This is a genomic window from Stenotrophomonas sp. GD03877 (assembly GCF_029840555.1).
In the GTDB taxonomy this organism is placed as follows: domain Bacteria; phylum Pseudomonadota; class Gammaproteobacteria; order Xanthomonadales; family Xanthomonadaceae; genus Stenotrophomonas; species Stenotrophomonas geniculata.
Genome location: NZ_JAOCCT010000072.1, coordinates 1 through 2,529, shown reverse-complemented (window position 1 = coordinate 2,529; position 2,529 = coordinate 1). Strand labels below are relative to the sequence as shown.

Here is a 2,529-nt window from a genome sequence, read left to right as displayed (position 1 = left end):
GCCACGCGCACGCTCATCGACGAACTGCTGCGCGCACCGGAAGGGTCCAGGTTCACCGGCTGGCAATCACTCAAGCGCGAGCCCGGCCGGCCCACCAACAAGGAAGTTCGGTTCTATCTGCAGCACATCCGCATGCTGCAGCAGTTGGCCGACCAGCTGCCTCCCATTGATGTGCCGGTGCCCAAGCTCAAGCAGTTCCGTGCGATGGCTCGGGCCTATGACGCCAGCGAGCTGGCCGAACTGGCTCCGGACAAGCGCTATGCGCTGGCCACCATCTTCATTCGCGCCCAGCATGCCAAGACACTGGATGATGCAGCCGAGTTGTTCATCAAGCAGGTGCGCGGGCTGGAGAACACGGCCCAGCAGAAATTGCTGGCCTACCAGCTCGAACATGCCAAACGGGCCGACTTCCTCATCGGCCAGCTCAAGGAAATCCTACAGGCCTATCAGCTCGACGGCAGCGATAGTCAGCGCGTGGATGCCATCGACAACAGCCTGGAAGCGGAAGTGTCGACCTTGCTGGCCGAATGCGAAGAACATATGGCCTACGCCGGGAAGAACTACCTGCCATTCATGCTGCAGCCCTATGGCGCGGTCAGGCCGCTGCTGTTCAATGGGCTGGAGCTGATGAAACTTCGGGCGACCAGCCACGACGCCGGCATGGAGCCGCTGATCGCAGCGGTGCTCTCGCTGCGCAACCAGCGCCGTGAGCTGATCGAGGTCGCCTCCCTCGGTTTGGACCCGGAAAAGGACTTTGACTGGATGTCCAAGCTCTGGCGTCAGCACGTGTTCGGCAAGCGGGCCAGTGCAGCCGGCGCCGGCTGGATGCACCGTAAGTACTTCGAGCTGGCCGTGCTGGTGCAGGTCAAGGACGAACTGAAGTCCGGAGATCTCTTCATTCCCAGCAGCGAACGGTTTGATGACTACCGTGAGCAGCTGGTCGATGAAGCCACCTTGGCCCAGGAACTGGAAGCCTACGGCCAGGTGTCAGGCCTGCCCACCGACGCCGAGTCTTTCGTGGCGGGATTACGTGCACAACTGACCTCCCTGGCCGATGAGGTCGACGCGCGTTTCCCGGAGAACGTACATGCGGACATCCTGGATGGGCGCCTGGTGCTGCGGAGGGGCAACGCGCCGAAGTCTCCAGCGCGATTACCACCGTGGATCGCCTCATCGCCGAACGGCTTCCAGAATCCAGCATCGTCGATGTCCTGATCGATGCCAGCCAATGGCTGGATCTGCACCGTTTCTTCCGCCCGATCGCCGGCACCGAGAGCCAGGTCGAAGATCTGCCCCGACGTGTGATCACCACGCTATTTTGCTATGGCTGCAACCTGGGGCCGACGCAGACGGCGCGGTCGATCAAGGGCTTCAGCCGGCGCCAAGTCGCTTGGCTAAACCTGAAATACGTGACCGAGGATGTGCTTGAGAAGGCCATCGTGGAGGTCATCAATACCTACAACAAATTCGACCTGCCTGGCTATTGGGGCAGCGGCAAGAGCGCATCAGCTGATGGCACGAAGTGGAGCGTCTACGAGGACAACCTGCTGTCGGAGTATCACATCCGCTACGGCGGCTACGGTGGCATCGGCTACTACCATGTGTCCGATAAATACGTGGCGCTCTTCAGCCACTTCATTCCCTGTGGCGTGCACGAGGGCATCTACATCCTCGACGGTCTGTTGGCCAACACTTCCGACATCCAGCCTGAGATCGTCCATGGCGACACGCAGGCCCAAAGCTACCCGGTCTTCGGCCTGGCCCACATGCTGGGCATCCAGCTGATGCCCCGGATCCGGAACATCAAGGACCTGACATTCTTTCGGCCCGAACCGGGTAGGGCTTATAAGAACATCCAGGCACTGTTCGGGGACAGCATCGACTGGCAACTGATCGCCACCCATCTCCACGACATGCTGCGGGTGGTGATCTCAATCCGATTGGGCAAGATCACCGCGTCCTCGATCCTGCGCCGGCTGGGCACCTACAGCCGGAAGAACAAGCTGTACTTCGCATTCCGAGAACTTGGCAAGGCCGTCCGAACGCTGTTCTTGCTGCGCTACATTGATGACAACGAGATCCGCAAAACGATCCATGCTGCGACCAACAAGAGCGAGGAATACAACGGCTTCGTGAAATGGGTGTTCTTTGGCAGCCAGGGGATCATTGCTGAGAACGTCCAACACGAGCAGCGCAAGATCATCAAGTACAGCCAGCTGGTGGCCAACATGATCATCCTCCACAACGTGGAAGGCATGAGCCGGACCTTGGCCGAGATGAGGAAGGAGGGGATTGAACTGACGCCCGAGATCCTGGCCGGCCTGTCGCCTTATCGGACCAGCCACATCAATCGCTTCGGCGATTACCACCTGGATCTTGAAAGGGAAGTGGCGCCGCTGAGCTACACAGCCAAGGTGCTTGAACAGACCCCATAGATGGGGAGAGCCTGCCCGAGAGACGAGCAATCAACCTTGAAATTCAGTCGCTTAGGCAGCTTTTGGCCCTGTACGTAATGATTCCCTGCCGACC

1 pseudogene is annotated in these 2,529 nt (G+C 59.8%); it reads left to right on the top strand.

The window, feature by feature from the left end:
• Nucleotides 1–2,435 (top strand): annotated as a pseudogene (locus N5D20_RS24610) (Tn3 family transposase); the annotation flags it as partial.
• Nucleotides 2,436–2,529: the final 94 nt, after the last annotated feature.